Here is a 15507-nt window from a genome sequence, read left to right on the forward strand (position 1 = left end):
AGGGGTGTTACCACCACAACCCTACCTAAAGGTGCCGCAGGGTACATATTGTTACCAGATGTCTACGCCTGCCAGGGCGTAGGTTGAAGCCCCGCCCTGCAACTCGATGGACGTTACCGTAGCCCCCTGCAGCTCCTTGGGCAGAGCCAGGCGAGCAGTCGAGGGCATGTAGTAGCCGTCGCTGTAGTCCGTCACCCGACCGGCAATGGCCGGGGTGCTGGCGGGCAGGGTCTCGGTGTGGCGCCCGCGGTCGGTGGTGATGGTGACCTGCAAGCCCTGCTGGTCGGCGGGCGCTCCGAAGGGCATGAGGTGCAGGGCCAGGGCATCGGCTGCGGGCCAGGAGCCTGTCAGGGTGGTGTGGGTAAAGGTCAGCAGCGGTACGGTGGATTCAGCCACACCAGCCTGGGGCTCGTGGCAGGCGGACGCCCCCGCGGCAGCTACCACGTTCTCGGGCAGGGTGCAGAGGGTTGAGTCCCCACTGTGGGTAAGGTCAAGAGCCGTTAGCCTGGTTGCCTCGGGGCGGTGGGTGGCCGCCAGCCAGCGGGTGGGCAGGCCAGCAAGCTCTTGAGGGAAGGAGGTGGGCAGGGCGGCGGACGAGGCCGGGACCACCGGTGCCAGGTCGATATCGCCCGCTGCATCCATCTGGTAGCCCTCGATAGGCATGGTGGCTGCGAACCAGCTGGTTGCTGATTCGGTGAGAACCTTCTCGTGGGTGGCGGTGTCGGGGCAGTCCATCAGGTCGCAACCGACGCGGTCATCGACTCCCGCCGCAGATAGAGCCCGGTTCACGGACAGGTGTCCCAGCCCCTCAACACCCACCTCGTAGGCAGGGGCGATGCGCGGGGTAGCCAGGTAGCGGGTGAGCAGGCGGTTACCAGCGGTTTTGACGTCCTGGTCAAGCTCCCCGGTCAGCGACAGGTAGGGAACATCGGGTAGAGCCGGTGCAAAGGTCTCGGGGGTTTCGGTCGCGTAGTAGGGCCCGTAGGCCATGACGCTCTTGAGCCCGTCGCCGAAGATCTCGTGGGCAGCTTCAATCATGCTGGCGGAGCGCGAGTGAACCAGCAGGCCAACCTGGCCCTGAGTGATATCGCCCGCGTCATCCAGGGTGATACCGGTAGCATCGTTGGGGCTCTGGGCAGCTGATATGAGCTCGGTGACCACGGCCTTCCAGAGTTCTCGCTGGTCGTAGGCACCTTCCACATCTGACCCGATAAAGACCGACCCCAAGTCGGGGATCAGCACGTCGTATCCCTGAGCCGCCAGTTCATGGGCCAGGTAGTTCATGCCCCGGTCGTAGCGGATCTCTTCAGTCCCACTCGGGCAGGGGTAGGTGTAGTTTTCCCCAGTGCAGTTGGGGCCGCGCAGGTGACTGATGACAATCAGCGGCTTGGGGCCAGCAGTGCTCCTGGATTCGGCAAAGGTACCCCGGGCCGGGGCGGTGAAGCCCCCTACCGTCACGTTCCCAACATCAACCTGATGGAGTTTTACGGTGTCGTCCTCAGCCCACACGCGCTCCTCGACCTTTCGGTCAGCAGGTGCGTGGGGGCCGTCCGCCCATTCCAGCTCGATGGACGGGGTCCCGGTGGGCACCTGCACGGCGAGCAAGTCGTCCATGTTCACCCTACCTCTCTGCTCGGTCGAGGTAGTCGTGGGGGCGCTACAGGCGGTGAGAAGCAGGACGCCGGTAGCCAGCAAACTGGCAAGGGCAGGGAAAGGGCGGTAGACAGTCACGGGGGGCACCTTCTTCGTTGAGGGTCTTTACCCTTTATTATCACCCTTTACAGGGCCGGACAGCAGACCCGGCGCGGTAGCTGTGAGGCTCGCGTATATACCCGCCGTTGGTTCACCGCGCTGGTTTCTAGGACGATAGGAGGCCAAGAGCTTGAGAAAACTAGCTGTGCGCTGGCCGGTGTCTGGCTGGTAGTCAATCACAGCGCATCTGCCGATACCTTCGCCAGCAACCAGTTGCAGACCGTGCAGCTCAGCCGGCACGCCGCGTCCTGCCTGGAGGGTCAGCGTTGTCCCCTGCCACCTATCTTCGGTGTAGGGCGTTGAGGTCTCGACCACCAGGTTGCAGCGCAGCCTGGCGCCCAACTCGTCTGCAGGCGGAGGGTTCTCGGGGTTGAGCCGCGCGGCTATGTCGTCCAAGGTCGCACTGCCGACAAGTGATAGGGCGCCGTCGTAGACCAGATTCTGCCGGGGAGCAAAAGCCAGGGCCACGGGCTTGCCCAGGTGGGTGCTCAGGGCATCATTGACCGGGTGCTTGTAGACCGCCAGCTGCTTTGTAGCGCCCCACGAAGTGAAGGTTCTAGTGGCAGCCTTGGTGAGGGCGGGAACGGTGTAGCTACCCGCCCCAGGTATGTGCAGGGTGAGGTCTGTCTTTCCGTCGCGGGCGGTCAGATCGGTGGTAATTCCCATCAGGGTCGGGTGGGCAACGGTGCGGAGCACGGTGCGGTCGGCGGGTGAGACGAGGGCCCAGCGGCGGTTGTAGAGGGGGCCGGACGCGGTGATCTCGGCTGTGGTGCGCGCTTGATGGCGGGCACCTTTGAGGGGGCTGTAGCCGAAGTGCGTGACGGTGAGGTGCATGGTTCTAGTCTTGCACAGCGTGTTCTGATGTATGCGGGGTAAGCAAAAGGCTCCCTAGCTTTAGCTAGGGAGCCTTTCTTTGTGCGCGATACTGGGATCGAACCAGTGACCCCTTCCATGTCAAGGAAGTGCGCTACCGCTGCGCCAATCGCGCGTGGAGGTGAGGACGGGATTCGAACCCGCGTACACGGTTTTGCAGACCGTTGCCTAACCACTCGACCACCCCACCACACGCTCAGACCGTGGCCTGAGTTGCGAAAACGAGTTGTTTTCGAGAGAGCGGTTGACGAGACTTGAACTCGCGACATCCACCTTGGCAAGGTGGTGCTCTACCAACTGAGCTACAACCGCAACTCGCATTACTTTACACGAAGCCAGGCAGAGTTTCAACCGAGCTGCCTAGCTCGCTCTACGCCCGCTTGACTTCCCTGCCAGATCGAGGCCGCCCCGTGCGTCCGCCCCCCCTACACAACGAGCGTGCACCATATCGCCGAGCGTGCATCTTTCTGCCGCACGCTCGGCGATTTAACGCACGCTCGCCAAAAAGCCGCCCCGGCACTAGGTAACTGGCTTCAGCCCGTGGCGCATTAGTAGGTCTTTAAGATTCTCGGGGTGCGCGGTAATGTCGTCCCACCTCACACGCACCACAACGTATCCGAGCTGTTCAAGCTCCCTTTGTCGCAGGTGCTCCCGCTGTATCACCCCGGTTGGCTCTCCGTAGGTACCGTCGTATTTGATGGCCCCATCGACTTCTAAGATGAGCTTCAGCTCTTCCCACAGAAAATCTGGCCGATAAACCTTTCCCTTAACCACCAGCTTGGCCTGCTCTTGTGGCCGGGGAAACTTCCAGTCAATCATGTGGTTTCTGGCAATCGTTTCTGCAGGAGAGGCCGCGTACCGACTCATTCGCTGCGCGATCTGGCGGGCCCGCGCAGCACCTCGCCCACTCACGTTCATCAGCAGTGGTTTCAAAGCAGCCGGCGAGCAGAGCTTACTGTTCAGCATGTAGTCCACGATGCACAGTGCCTCAGTCAGAGGAAGGGTGCGGGCACAATCAACTGAGGTCTGCAGCGGGTCGGTCAGGTAGACCCCTTCGTGCAGTAGCGCCCGCTCGCACTCTACTGCTCGATTAGAAAAAATTTTATGATGTGGCGTTCGCGCCCTAATATGCGCCGAGGGCACGCTAGCCCAGATATGGCCAGGCAGACTCAGAAAAGGAGCACCCCAGAACAGTGCCGCCGAGGCATGGCTCAGAACATACCCCGGGTGATTTTTAGCGAATGCGTAGTGCCTGACTTTTAGTTGTTGTTCTGGGGTGAGGGAATTCCATTCGCGCGTTAGGCAGTAGCTGTTGGGGGCAATTTTGGCGTAGAGCCCTTGTGCGCAGTAAGTGCGGACGCGCGTGTGCGAGATCCCTCTCGCGGCAAGTTCTCGTGAGGTTTTGACCCGGTCGCTAAGTTCTTTCATAGCGCTATTGTGAAATGCCTTAGAGCGGGAACCATTTATTTCTGAAGATTTCAGCGACACTGTGGATAACTCGGGGTTTTCAGCGGCTTTTACCGACTGAGCCGGCAGTTTTCCACAGGTTAAGCGAGCGTGCGCCATATCGCTGAGCGTGCATCTGTCTGCCGCACGCTCAGCGATATGACGCACGCTCGGCAGAAAAACCTCAAATCATGCACCACACGCATACGCTCGCGCGGAATAAAAAAGCCCCGACTCATTGAGCCGGGGCTTACGTGGAGCGGTTGACGAGACTTGAACTCGCGACATCCACCTTGGCAAGGTGGTGCTCTACCAACTGAGCTACAACCGCATATGCAATTATTTGCAATGGATTTTCATCCAGTGCGCGATACTGGGATCGAACCAGTGACCCCTTCCATGTCAAGGAAGTGCGCTACCGCTGCGCCAATCGCGCATTACACTCGCAAGGAGTGCTGCGAGCGGTTGACGAGACTTGAACTCGCGACATCCACCTTGGCAAGGTGGTGCTCTACCAACTGAGCTACAACCGCATTGTGTTTCAATTCCTTTGGGGAACCGAACCAACGAGTAAATACTTTACACACTTTTCTGGCTCCTGCCAAATCAACACGCACCTTCACGTAAACCCTTTTTTACCGCGTGTTTTCGCGGTTTTTACCGCCGCAACCCCGCCCAGTTCAAAATTTTTCTTCTATGCCCTGCGCCACATCTTTGAGCGCGTACACTGTAAAAAACATTTCTATTCATCGTGGAGTTTTCATGCACCCCCAGCTTCTCACCGAACGTTTTACCCTGCGCCCCTTGCGTGAGGCCGATGCAGCGGCGATGGCTCAGGCCTGCCAGGACCCGGACATTATTCGCTTTTGTCTATCCGTACCCCTGAACTATACGGAAGAGACTGCCCGTGATTTCGTTGCCTACACCCATCAGGCGAGCGAGAGCGGGCATGAGCTGGTGTGGGGTATTGATGCGAGCGGGGTTTTCGCCGGTGTGGTGAGCCTGTTTAACGTCACAGATTCTTCGGCTGAGGTCGGCTACTGGTTAGCACCGGGTAGCCGTGGTCAGGGCTTTCTGACCGAGGCCCTAGGTATAGTGATGGGCTTTGCCCTGGACCCCCAGGGGCTGGGCCTTGATCGGGTGAGTTGGAAGGCGCTTGCTGATAACGAGGCGTCCGAGCGGGTGGCTCACCGGGTTGGATTTACCGATTTCCGTACCTTGGTGAAAAGCGAGCCGGGCCGCCCGCTTGAGGACGGCTCCACTCCCCTGCTTGATATGCGCGCCGCTGAGCTGACGCGCGACCGCTGGGCTGAGCTGGGTTTCCCCGGCTAGGCCTTATCGTCCAACATCCCTTCACGGGCCAAGGCAGTAAGGCGTGAAACCGCACGGAAGTACTTTTTCTGGTACCCACCGGTCATCATTTCTTCGGTGAAGACCCGGTCGAAGGGTACGCCGGAGGCGATGATGGGGAGGTCTTTGTCGTAGAGACGGTCGGCGAGGACGACGAAGCGCAGGGCGACGGCTTGTTGGGTGATGGTGGTGACGTTGCGCCAGGCAATGGCGTCGAGGCCGTCGATGAATTGGCGGTAGCGGGAGGGGTGCACGCGGGAGAGGTGGTCGATGAGGGCTTCGAAGTCGTCGATGGCGACGGTGCCAAGCCCGTCGAAACGACTATCGACCAGGGAATCGAAATCAGCATCTGCGACGGGTGCGGGGGCAGCGGGTAGGCCGCGGTGGCGGAAGTCTTCGCCGTCGACGCGCAGCACGTCGAATTGGTCGGCGAGTACCTGGATTTCGCGTTTGAAGTCGGCTGCGGCGAAGCGACCTTCGCCGAGGGCGCCGGGCAGGGTGTTGGAGGTGGCGACGAGTTTGACGCCTGCTTCGGCGAGTTCGCGCATGAGGCGGGACATGAGTACGGTGTCGCCGGGGTCGTCGAGTTCGAATTCGTCGATGCAGACCAGTTTGTAGTGTGAAAGGGCTTCGACGGTTTTGCGGAAGGTCAGGGCGCCGACCAGGTTGGTGTATTCGACGAAGGTGCCGAAGGCTTTGGGCCCTTCGACCATGTGCCAGAGGGAGGCGAGCAGGTGGGTTTTACCCACGCCGAAGCCGCCGTCGAGGTAGAGACCGGCCTTGGTGTCGTCCTTCTTTTTGCCGCCGCCGAAGAGTTTGCCGAAGAAGCCGCCCCCGCTGGTTGATCCGCCGCGGTTGATGGTTTCGCCGAAGGCGCGCAGGGCGTCGACTGCTGCCTGCTGGGAGGGCTGGGCGGGGTCGGGGCGGTAGGTATTGAAAGACACTTCACCGAAGCGTTCTGAGGGTCTGAACCCTGAGAGGAGTTCGTCGGCTGAGACGTGGGGGGTGCGGTCGGTGAGGTGGGTATAGGTTGCCACGTGTGGTCTTTCCCTTGGGCGCGACGGTGCGCTGGTGATTCGTACACCCACAGTCTAGTAGCTGGTGGGCAGGTTGCCCAATGTTGCGGTGGGGTTAGTGCGGGGCTGACTCTAAGCCGGTTGGCTTGTTCACAGATTTGCTGGTGAGGCTCTGGGCGGACGCCGGTGGGCAGCTTCTCGTTTTAGGCTGGTAGGTGCATACCTATTGACGTGAGTGAAAGGGAAGAGAAACGGTGGCGAAGGCGAAGAAGAAGGGGGCGGCTACGGCTGCTCTGGCTCTGTTGCAGCAGACCGGTACCGCTTTTGAGGTGCGCGAGTATGAGCATGTGGACGGTGAAACCAACTTTGGTCTGGAGGCTGCCGAAAAGCTGGGCCGCTCCCCCGAGCAGGTTTTTAAGACCCTGATGATTACCCACGAGAAGGATTTTGCGGTCTGTGTGGTGCCGGTGGGTGGCAAGCTGAATGTGAAGGCTGCTGCGGCTGCGCTGGGTTGGAAGTCTGCGAAGATGGCTGCCCCTGATGTGGCGGAGAAGCGCACCGGGTATGTGGTGGGCGGTATTTCTCCCCTGGGGCAGAAGACGGCTCACCCTACCCTGGTGGACGAAACTGCCCAGCTTTTTGACACGATTTTGGTGTCGGGTGGGCGGCGCGGCCTGGATGTGGAGCTAGCTGCCGATGACCTGGTTGCGCTGACGCAGGGGGCTTACGCCGATATTGCGGCTGCTTAGCCAGCCGGTGACGGTGTCGAACCAGAGCTGCGGGTCTACGTTCCATTCCCTGGTGTGGGGGGCCTTTTCGAAGGGTACAAAGTCCACTAGGGGCGATAGCTCCGCCAGAGCCTGTGAGGGCTGGTAGGGCACGTAAGTATCATCTACCGAGTGCATGATTAGGGTAGGCACGGTAATGTCACCTGCCCGGTGGGGCCAGGAAATCTGTTGCAGGCTGATGGGTTCTTTCAGCCCGGTGAGGGTACTGAGGGCGGGGTGGGTGATCATCTGTACACCCAGCTGCCCGATGCGCAGCGGGATCTTGTTCAGGTGTGTGTGGTACTGGATGAGCTCAAGCCAGTCCAGGGCAGGGCCGTCTAGCACCAGGGCTTGAATAGCCCGGCGGTTACGGGCCAGGTCGGCGGTCTGCATGCAGATTGACCCGCCCATAGACCACCCAAAGAGCACCACGCTGCGAGCGCCGTGGGCCAGGGCGTAGTCGATGGCGACTTCGACGTCCCGCCATTCGGTGAATCCCAGGCCGTAGCGGCCGTCTTCGCTGGCGGGTGCTTCGCGGTCGTTGCGGTAGCTCATGTGCAGGCTGGTGAGGCCCAGGGCCTGGGTGGCGTCGAGGGCGCGCAGGGTTTCGGCGCGGGTTGCGCCCATGCCGTGCACCATGATGGCCCAGGTGTCGCTGGGCTCAGGTGCACCGGGGTCGTTTGCTCCCTGCCGGTCCAGGGCTGCGCCGGGGTGCACGACCCAGGCCGGTGCAACACCTACTGGCAAAGATAGTTCGATATCTTCTGCCCGGTAGCCAGCCATTGCCGGGTTGGTGGCAACCACGCCGGTCAGGCGTCCGCGCTTAATGCCTGCGATATCGCCCCGGTAAATTTTTTCGATGCTCCGTACCACGGTCCTATCCCCCGGCAGGTAGGAGGTCAGCTCCCCCAGCAGGGCAAAGCCCGCCCCGCCCGAGAAGTAGAAGCCGTAGTGGCCCGGGGCCAAGGTACGCTCGGTGGCGTCTATACGGATGCTGGTAGGCTGCTGGCCCTCGGCGATGTCGGCGCTGCTGTAGCCCAGGGAGTGCACGCGGACGTCCTCAACCGGCGCCTTGGGGGGAACCACGATTTTGCGGGCGAAGTGGGTGGCGATTCCTGCGGTGCCCAGGGCAGCGGCGCAGGCCAGGGTCGCTCCGGCGGCCCCGGCAACCCCCGCTACGGTAGCTAGGGTGAGGGTGCGGGCGGGTGTGGGGTGTGCGTGCTCAGTAGCCATAATGTCCAGTTTACGGGAATAAGAGCCCCCTGCGCCTGCTTATACTGGTGCACAGATACAGCCGTGATGAAAGCGAGCAAGCTATGAGTGATTCTCTGCCCGGCCTTGGTGCCATTGCCAAGAACTGGAAGGAAGTTCTGAACCCCGATGAGTACGCGGTGCTGCGCCAAGGTGGCACGGAGCGGGCTTTTACCGGTGAGTATTGGGACACCACCACCGAGGGTGTCTACGCCTGTAGGGCCTGCGGTACCGAGCTGTTCCGGTCGACCGAGAAATTTGAGAGCCACTGCGGCTGGCCCTCTTTCTTTGAGCCGCTCGCTGCTGACCGGGTGCGCTACATCGAGGACCGCTCTTTAGGTATGGTGCGCGTTGAGGTACGCTGCGCTGCCTGCGATTCGCACCTGGGCCATGTCTTTGAGGGGGAAGGCTATGACACCCCCACCGACCTGCGCTACTGCATTAACTCCATCAGCCTGACCCTGCACGAGAAGCCGGTAGCTGAGTAGGTTCTCTGTCCGGGGGTATGGGTGAGCGGACAACGCTCACCCCGGTAGGGCTGGGCAAAACCTGGCATAATAGGGAGGTAGTTTTCCACCGGGAGGGAGTTTTATGGTGGCGCAACCTGTAGGGGGAACAGGTTCTCAGTTTGATTTACCTGAGGGGATTAGTATCCCCGAGGTGGTGTATCTCGACGAGCCTGAGGGAGGCACGCCGAGCGTCATTAACACCGAACGCGGCCTGCACCGCGTTGCCGATATTTTGGCGGCCGAGAGCGGCCCGGTTGCTGTTGATACCGAGCGAGCTTCTGGCATTCGCTATGGTCAGCGAGCTTTTTTGGTGCAGCTCAAGCGCGGTAATTCCGGGGTGATTCTGATTGACCCCGAGAGTTTCGATGACCTCACCCTGATTAATGACGCCCTGGCCGGGGCTGAGTGGGTCTTGCATGCCGCAACCCAGGATTTGCCGTGTTTGGCGGAGATCGGCATGTACCCCGATGCCCTCTTTGATACCGAGCTGGGCGGACGCCTTGCCGGGTTTGAGCGCGTCGGGCTGGGGTACATGGTAGAGAACCTGTTGGGCTACAAGCTGGCCAAGGAGCACTCTGCCGTGGACTGGTCCCACCGTCCGCTCCCCGCCGTCTGGCTGAACTATGCCGCTTTAGACGTTGATATTCTGCTTGATCTGCGCGATGCGGTGGAAGATGAGCTACGGGCCCAGGGCAAGCTGGCCTACGCGCTTGAGGAGTTCCGCTACGTGTGTGAGCACCCTGAGCGTGAAGAGAAGCCCGACCCCTGGCGCAAGACCAAGGGTATTCGCGATTTGAAAACCCGCCGCCAGCTCACCGCCCTGCGCAACCTCTGGTACGAGCGTGAACACCTGGCGCAGAAGAAGGACGTTGCCCCCAAGCGTCTGCTGCCCGATGCGTCCTTGATTACTGCTGCCCGGCTGATGCCGCGCACCGTCCCGGCTATTTTGCAGATTCCCGGCTTTCAAACCCGCGCTCTCAAGCGGGAGGCGCCGCGCTGGCTGAAGGCCCTGGCGGACGCGAAGAAGGAGGCGGAGCCCGTCCCCTTCACGACCCCGGCGTCCGGTCCCCCGCCGCTGAAGGCGTGGGAGGTCAAGCGCCCCGAGTCCGCCCTGCTCATTGCTGAGGCAAAACCTGCGGTGCTCGCTGTGGGCGAGCGCCTAAACATGCCGCAGGAGAACGTCCTTGCCCCCGATGTACTGCGCCGCCTGTGCTGGGACCCGCCTACCGGGTCGTCCGTTGAGGAACTTAGGGTAGCCCTGCTTGAACTTGGGGCACGCCAGTGGCAGATTGAACTTATAGCCCCTGACCTGGCTGATATTTTTGCCCGGGTTAGACATTCATCTACAAAGTAAGGTTCAACTATGTGCACTACCTGTGGTTGTCAGAAGGAAAACAAGGACGCCCCCGCCCCCGCTGAGCAGGCCGAGACAGGTGGGCGCGGGCTCACCCGCCGCCAGGCGGTAGCGGGCACTGCGGGTCTGGGCGCCGGTGCCGCGCTGCTAACTGCCTGCGGTTCTTCTGACGAGTCTGAGAGCCTGACCGCCAACGACGGCCGCCCGGCGCAGGCCACCGACATGGCCGCGGTTGAGGACGTCCCCGTAGGCGGCGTCATCCAGGCCAATAGCGACGGGGTAACCGTAATGATTACCCAGCCGACCGAGGGCACCTTCCACGCTTTCTCATCGGTGTGCACCCACCAGGGCTGCCAGCTGAACGCACAGAAAGAAAAGACCATGATCTGCCCCTGCCACGCCTCAGTATTCTCACTGGAGGACGGCTCGGTTCAAGGCGGCCCAGCAGAAACCGCCCTGCCCGAGTTCACGGTGGAGGTCAAGGACGGCAGGATCTGGGTTTCCTAGCTAGTGTGCTTCGGCTTCTCCCCTTCGGTGCGGGCGAAGGGCACCATGTTACCGGCGAGCTGGGCCAGGATGTCGGCGCTAATTTTCTGGGGCGTAAGGCCCACTTCTTCAAGGATTTCGCCGCGTTCTGCATGCTTGATGAACTCAGCGGGCAGGCCCAGTTCGTTGAGGGCAGTATCAATACCGGCAGCTCGCATCTCCTGGCGGATGCGGGATCCCACACCACCTGCGCGTACGCCGTCCTCCATTGACACCACAATGCGGTGCTCACCGGCGAGGGTTACTACGCTGGCGGGTACGGGCATGACCCAGCGGGGGTCGATGACGGTTACGCTCACGCCCTGCTCGGCGAGCAGGTCTGCGGTGTCGAGGGCGAGACGGGCAAAGGCACCGACTCCGATGAGGAGCACGTCGCGCTGGCCGCTTTCGGGGTTGGGTTCGCCGTGGCGGGCGAGGACGTCCGTGCCGTCTGCAAGACGCTCAAGTGCGGGGATGTCGGCGCCGACTGAGCCCTTGGGGTAGCGCACCACGGTGGGGGCGTCCTCGATGGCGACGGCTTCGCGGAGTTCTTCGCGCAGGGTCACGGCGTCGCGGGGGGCAGCTAGATGCAGGCCGGGGATGAACTGCAGCAGGGCAAGATCCCACATGCCGTGGTGGGAGGCTCCATCGGGGCCGGTGACGCCGGATCGGTCCAGCACGATGGTTACGCCGGCCTTGTGCAGGGCAACGTCCATGAGCAGCTGGTCGAAGCCGCGGTTGAGGAAGGTCGCGTAGAGGGCGATCACGGGGTGCTGGCCGCCGTAGGCCAGGCCCGCGCTCATAGCGATAGCGTGCTGTTCGGCGATACCCACGTCGATGACGCGGTCGGGGTGTGCGGCGGCCATAGGCTTGAGGCCAACGGGAATGAGCATAGCGCCGGTGACACCGACGATGTCGTCGCGCTCGTCGGCGATGTCTTTGATTTCTTGGGCAAAGACGCTGGTCCAGGATTTTCCGGACGACTTCGCCAGAGCCTCGCCGGTATCGGGGTCGATGACGCCAACGGCGTGGAACATGTCGTCCTTGTCGCTGACGGCCGGCGCGTAGCCGTGGCCCTTTTCGGTGATGGCGTGTACGATGACGGGCCCGCCAAAGTTTTTAGCGGACTCCAGGGCGGTTTCTACGGCTTCGAGGTCGTGCCCGTCGATGGGGCCCACGTACTTCATGCCGAGGTCTTCAAAGATACCGCCGGGCACCATGACGTCCTTGATGCCGGCCTTCATACCGTGCAGGCCGCGGTAAATCATCTGGCCGACCGAGCCGCCCTTTTGGAGCTTTGTGCGGGCAGCGGCCAGGGTGCGCTCGTAACGGGAATCCAGGCGCACCTTATCGAGACGGTTCTGCAGTTCGTGCTGCAGGGCAGCCAGCTGGTTGGCAAAGCCGCCGACGGTAGGGGCGTAGGAGCGGCCGTTGTCGTTGACAACGATGACGACCTTGCGGTTTTTATCCGCTGCGATGTTGTTGACCGCTTCCCAGGCCATACCGCCGGTAAGCGCACCGTCACCGATGACGGCTACGGTGTAGCGGTCGCCCTGCCCGGTGAGCTGGTAGGCGCGGGAGATGCCGTCTGCCCAGGAAAGAGACGAGGACGCGTGCGAGGACTCAACGATGTCGTGGTCAGATTCTGCGCGCTCAGGGTAGCCTGCAATGCCGCCCTTCTGGCGCAGGGTTTCAAAATTCTGGCGGCCGGTCACCAGCTTATGTACGTAGGACTGGTGGCCGGTATCAAAGACGATGGAATCTTGGGGGGAATTGAAGACCCGGTGGATGCCCAGGGTCAGTTCGACAACACCCAGGTTGGGGCCCAGGTGCCCGCCGGTTCGCGAGACATTGTTAACGAGGAACTCACGAATCTCTTGGGCAAGCTCGGTGAGCTGCTCGGAGCTCAGAGCGTTCAGGTCGCTCGGCTCACCAATAGTTTCTAGTAGTCCCACGATTACTCCCCCGTTCACCGGCTAGCTGCGCCCCAACGTCCTTGTAGCTGTGGGCGGCGGTCACCGGTCAAAAGTCTAGTGTGTTGCAATTAAGTAACTTTACCCGCTCAGTGCTGGTTTAGCGATTCACAGTGTGGGAAGCAGTGTAGCGCTTGTGTTTCAGTTAGGTTTCATCACGCGTGGCACTTTTCAAATGTATATACGAGCCGCTAGTATCAGTGCTCAACAGCTCACACTGTGCACTGGCACACAAATATAGGTCACAGTGAGACTGAATCATTACCAGGCTAGTTCCCTCACTAGCCCCGCACGAATGGATTTCTTCTATGACCGCAGCAATCGACTGGGCGAACAGTATTATCTGGTCACCCGTGCTGGTATATCTTTGCCTGGCTGTTGGCGTGTACTTCACCATCCGCACCCGCCTACTCCAGATTCGCCAGATTCCCACCATGATTCGCGCGACCTTCAAGGGCGAGTCATCTAAGGACGGCGTCTCGTCCTTCCAGGCCCTTGCCATGTCACTCGCTGGCCGCGTAGGCACCGGTAACATCGCCGGCGTTGCCACCGCCATCGCCTTCGGCGGTCCCGGCGCCGTCTTCTGGATGTGGACCGTAGCCTTCCTGGGCTCATCAACCTCCTTCATCGAGTCCACCCTGGGCCAGATTTACAAGGAACGCGATAAGGTCACCGGCGAGTACCGCGGCGGCCCTGCCTACTACTTTGAAAAGGCCTACCGTCACACCAAGTACTCCGGGCTCTTCAAGGTCTACGCCTCCATCTTTGCTTTTGCCACCGTCCTTGCCTGCGGTTTCTTCCTGCCGGGCGTTCAGGCTAACGGTATTGCAACCTCCATGCAGGGAGCCTTCCCCGAGGTTCACCCCTGGATGACCGCCACCGGCATCACCATCCTGCTGGCCTTCATCGTCGTTGGTGGCGTCAAGCGTATTGCAACCTTCGCCTCTGTTGTGGTTCCCTTCATGGCTATCATCTACATCGTGCTGGCCATGATCGTAGCCTTCATCAACATCAACATGCTGGGTGACGTTATCAACCTGATCTTCTCATCAGCATTTGGTCTGCACGCAACCTTCGGTGCCATCATCGGCACCGCCGTTGAGTGGGGCGTCAAGCGCGGCATCTACTCCAACGAAGCTGGCCAGGGCACCGGTCCCCACGCCGCTGCAGCTGCTGAGGTCAAGCACCCCGCTGCCCAGGGCTTCGTGCAGGCGATGGCCGTTTACATTGATACCCTCTTCGTCTGCTCCGCTACTGCCTTCCTGATTCTTTCAACCGGCATGTACCGTGTCTACGAGGGCGGCTCAGCCGACACCCCCGTGCTGGCAGAGGGCTCGGGCAACCTGGCCGAGGGCGTTACCGTTGGCCCGGCTTTCGCCCAGGCTGCGTTTGACACCTTCATCCCCGGTGCAGGTCCCATCTTCATTGCGGTTTCGCTCGGCTTCTTCGCCTTCACCACCATCGTGGCCTACTACTACATGGCAGAAACCAACCTGCGTTACCTGACCCGTAACCTGCAGAACAAGACCCTGGGCAACGCCCTGTTGCGTCTGCTGCAGCTGCTGATTCTGACCGCAACCGTTATTGGCTGTGTCAGCACCGCAGGTGCCGCCTGGGCACTGGGTGACATCGGTGTGGGTCTGATGGCATGGCTGAACATCGTGGGTATTCTGGTGATCCAGAAGCCCGCCCTGCAGGTACTCAAGGACTACGAGCAGCAGAAGAAGCAGGGTCTTGACCCCATGTTCGACCCCCGCCCCCTCGGCATTAAGAACGCTGATTTCTGGGAGACCTACTACGACGTGAAGACCGGCGCTATCCCGGTTCAGGACGCCAAGTAACCGTCTCTACGCTCTAGCGTCAAGTGCCCCGCACCGCCCTAGGCTGTGCGGGGCACTTCTGCGTGTAGGGTGGGGTCATGAGCACTCTTCACCCCTCCCCGCTGGGCGACCAGCGCCCCACTCGGGAGCAGCTTCAAGACTTCGTCAACGGCACCCTTGACGACCGGCTGCCTGTGGCTGGCACTCCCCTCCGTCTGCTGATCGTGGGTATCAACCCCGGGCTGTGGACGTCCGCCGTCAACGCCCCCTTCGCCTTTCCCGGCAACCGCTTCTGGCCATCGCTTGATAGGGCAGGCATCGTCACTCCCAGGGTGGACGCTTCACGCGGTTTGAGCGACGAGGTTGAGGAACAGCTAGCCCACCTGGGTATCGGCATAACTAACCTGGTTGACCGGGCAACAGCAAGAGCCGACGAGCTCACAGCCCAGGAGCTGAAGGACGCCCTCCCCCGGCTAGTTACCCTCACCCACTCCTATAGACCGCAGGCTGTAGCGATTGCGGGCATCACAGCCTATCGGACGGCCTTTGGCGATAGGAAGGCTCAGCTGGGGCGACAAGACACCTCCCAGATTGAGGGGTGGAACCCGGCGAGCCAGCTCTGGGTCGTGCCTCAGCCTAGCGGTTTAAACGCCCACGAAAATATTGATTCCCTAGCGGATAAGTGGCGGCAGGTCTGGGACTCCACGCAGCCACTCACCTAGCCACGTCCCGTCCCTGCCCCCGTCCCCGCCGCCACACATAAGGGACCAGATTCCTCCCCAAATCCTCAATGCCTACCGATACTTCGAACAGTTATCTGGTCCCAACTCTATAGAAAACAAACAAAAAGGTCTGTGGCCCCCACTGAAAA

Annotated in this window: 13 protein-coding genes and 6 tRNA genes; 7 read left to right on the forward strand and 12 right to left on the reverse strand. The window is 61.2% G+C overall.

Annotated features, from left to right (window positions below):
* Window positions 1–51 precede the first annotated feature (51 nt).
* From L6762_RS02000 to L6762_RS02040, 9 genes are all read right to left on the reverse strand, one after another.
* A complete protein-coding gene (locus L6762_RS02000; RefSeq protein ID WP_237185338.1) occupies window positions 52–1731 on the reverse strand; it encodes a hypothetical protein in 1680 nt (559 codons plus the stop codon).
* Between the two features lie 27 nt (window positions 1732–1758).
* Complete coding sequence (locus L6762_RS02005) at window positions 1759–2586, reverse strand: MOSC N-terminal beta barrel domain-containing protein (protein ID WP_237185339.1); 828 nt, start codon at window positions 2584–2586, stop codon at window positions 1759–1761.
* Between the two features lie 82 nt (window positions 2587–2668).
* Window positions 2669–2740 (reverse strand) — tRNA-Val (locus tag L6762_RS02010).
* A gap of 1 nt (window position 2741) precedes the next feature.
* Window positions 2742–2815: transfer RNA gene (locus tag L6762_RS02015), tRNA-Cys, on the reverse strand.
* A 49-nt stretch (window positions 2816–2864) separates the two neighbouring features.
* Window positions 2865–2937: transfer RNA gene (locus tag L6762_RS02020), tRNA-Gly, on the reverse strand.
* A 207-nt stretch (window positions 2938–3144) separates the two neighbouring features.
* Window positions 3145–4053 carry a DUF559 domain-containing protein gene (locus tag L6762_RS02025; protein ID WP_237185340.1) on the reverse strand — a complete coding sequence of 303 codons (909 nt, stop codon included), beginning with the start codon at window positions 4051–4053 and terminating at the stop codon, window positions 3145–3147.
* Window positions 4054–4326: 273 nt separating this feature from the next.
* A tRNA-Gly gene (locus tag L6762_RS02030) sits at window positions 4327–4402 on the reverse strand.
* A 33-nt stretch (window positions 4403–4435) separates the two neighbouring features.
* Window positions 4436–4507 (reverse strand) — tRNA-Val (locus tag L6762_RS02035).
* Between the two features lie 24 nt (window positions 4508–4531).
* Window positions 4532–4604 (reverse strand) — tRNA-Gly (locus tag L6762_RS02040).
* 229 nt (window positions 4605–4833) lie between these two features.
* Here L6762_RS02040 and L6762_RS02045 point away from each other — a divergent pair.
* Window positions 4834–5403, forward strand: coding sequence for a GNAT family N-acetyltransferase (locus tag L6762_RS02045; protein WP_237185341.1), 570 nt, complete (start codon window positions 4834–4836; stop codon window positions 5401–5403).
* On the opposite strand, the gene zapE is transcribed toward L6762_RS02045, so the two are convergent.
* Complete coding sequence (zapE, locus tag L6762_RS02050; protein WP_237185342.1) at window positions 5400–6458, reverse strand: cell division protein ZapE; 1059 nt, start codon at window positions 6456–6458, stop codon at window positions 5400–5402. The genes L6762_RS02045 and zapE overlap by 4 nt on opposite strands.
* Window positions 6459–6691: 233 nt before the next feature.
* Between zapE and ybaK the strand changes: the two genes are divergently transcribed.
* Window positions 6692–7186, forward strand: coding sequence for a Cys-tRNA(Pro) deacylase (gene ybaK / locus L6762_RS02055; protein ID WP_185173059.1), 495 nt, complete (start codon window positions 6692–6694; stop codon window positions 7184–7186).
* On the opposite strand, the gene L6762_RS02060 is transcribed toward ybaK, so the two are convergent.
* Window positions 7124–8437, reverse strand: a complete 1314-nt coding sequence (locus tag L6762_RS02060; protein WP_237185343.1) for an alpha/beta hydrolase family protein — start codon at window positions 8435–8437, stop codon at window positions 7124–7126. The genes ybaK and L6762_RS02060 overlap by 63 nt on opposite strands.
* An 83-nt stretch (window positions 8438–8520) precedes the next feature.
* On the opposite strand from L6762_RS02060, the gene msrB reads away from it, so the two are divergent.
* From msrB to L6762_RS02075, 3 genes are all read left to right on the forward strand, one after another.
* On the forward strand, window positions 8521–8943 hold the full coding sequence (gene msrB / locus L6762_RS02065; RefSeq protein WP_237185344.1) for a peptide-methionine (R)-S-oxide reductase MsrB: 423 nt from the start codon (window positions 8521–8523) through the stop codon (window positions 8941–8943).
* Window positions 8944–9046: 103 nt separating this feature from the next.
* A complete protein-coding gene (locus L6762_RS02070) occupies window positions 9047–10318 on the forward strand; it encodes an HRDC domain-containing protein (RefSeq protein WP_237185345.1) in 1272 nt (423 codons plus the stop codon).
* Window positions 10319–10327: 9 nt separating this feature from the next.
* Complete coding sequence (locus L6762_RS02075; protein ID WP_237185346.1) at window positions 10328–10825, forward strand: Rieske (2Fe-2S) protein; 498 nt, start codon at window positions 10328–10330, stop codon at window positions 10823–10825.
* On the opposite strand, the gene dxs is transcribed toward L6762_RS02075, so the two are convergent.
* Complete coding sequence (gene dxs, locus L6762_RS02080) at window positions 10822–12798, reverse strand: 1-deoxy-D-xylulose-5-phosphate synthase (RefSeq protein ID WP_237185347.1); 1977 nt, start codon at window positions 12796–12798, stop codon at window positions 10822–10824. The two genes, L6762_RS02075 and dxs, sit on opposite strands and share 4 nt — an antisense overlap.
* A gap of 326 nt (window positions 12799–13124) precedes the next feature.
* Here dxs and L6762_RS02085 point away from each other — a divergent pair, with 326 nt between their 5' ends.
* Together L6762_RS02085 and L6762_RS02090 are read left to right on the forward strand one after the other, a co-directional pair.
* On the forward strand, window positions 13125–14657 hold the full coding sequence (locus tag L6762_RS02085) for an alanine/glycine:cation symporter family protein (RefSeq protein WP_237185348.1): 1533 nt from the start codon (window positions 13125–13127) through the stop codon (window positions 14655–14657).
* Window positions 14658–14734: 77 nt separating this feature from the next.
* Entirely contained in the window at window positions 14735–15358 is a 624-nt protein-coding gene (locus L6762_RS02090) for a mismatch-specific DNA-glycosylase (protein ID WP_237185349.1), read from the forward strand.
* Window positions 15359–15507: the final 149 nt, after the last annotated feature.

It is taken from the genome of Rothia nasimurium (assembly GCF_928381705.1).
In the GTDB taxonomy this organism is placed as follows: Bacteria; Actinomycetota; Actinomycetes; order Actinomycetales; family Micrococcaceae; genus Rothia; species Rothia nasimurium_G.